Consider the following 679-nt stretch of genomic DNA (forward strand, 5'->3'; position numbering starts at 1 on the left):
CATTGCATCCTACATTCTAACAGTTTAAGTAATGAGATGGATAAATCCTTACTGGAAGTAAGGGGATTACCCATAAATATATTGTAGTAGTGATGAGTTAGACGCGCAAAATTTTTACCAAAATGGGAACAAATGTTTGAGTTATTCCTATGCATATGGTATACTATTTTTATGAAGAAAGAAGTCATCTGCTTGTAGATTACCGACCACAGTTTTATATTTCAGACATGATCAAAATCATGAAGGGGAATCTTGCACACCAGATGTTCCTTTTACATCCAGAGCTAAAGAAAGAGTTGTGGGGAGGACATTTGTGGAATCCGTCTTATTGTGTTGTAACGGTCAGTGACCGGAGCCGTGAACAGGTACTTGCTTACATAGAAGGGCAGAAGGAAAAATCCCGTTAAAACCCGGAGGAAAAAGCGAATGAAAATCATATCCAGTTATGGTGTAGAATTACGAAAACAGAATATTCCGATCCGCCAGACACTGGAGATTTACCGTTCTGCTGTCCGCTATCTGGTCAAAGTGTATGAATCTGTATGGGAAGAACTGGCCCAAATTGAGAACAGTAAGAAACGTTTCAATGCAGCGGAACATCTGGTGCATACAACGAAACGGAATCCGGCCCGGTTTGATTTTGATTTCTGCTTTCCCAAGATGCCATCCTATTTCAGAC

2 pseudogenes are annotated in these 679 nt (G+C 40.2%); both read left to right on the forward strand.

Going from position 1 to position 679, the window contains the following annotated elements:
• Positions 1 to 185: 185 nt before the first annotated feature.
• Positions 186 to 407, forward strand: a pseudogene (gene tnpA, locus DXA93_RS20810) (IS200/IS605 family transposase); the annotation flags it as partial.
• Between the two features lie 19 nt (positions 408 to 426).
• A pseudogene (locus tag DXA93_RS17560) lies at positions 427 to 679 on the forward strand (IS200/IS605 family accessory protein TnpB-related protein); the annotation flags it as partial.

This window comes from Blautia sp. OF09-25XD, from assembly GCF_003482095.1.
Taxonomy (GTDB): domain Bacteria; phylum Bacillota; class Clostridia; order Lachnospirales; family Lachnospiraceae; genus Fusicatenibacter; species Fusicatenibacter saccharivorans.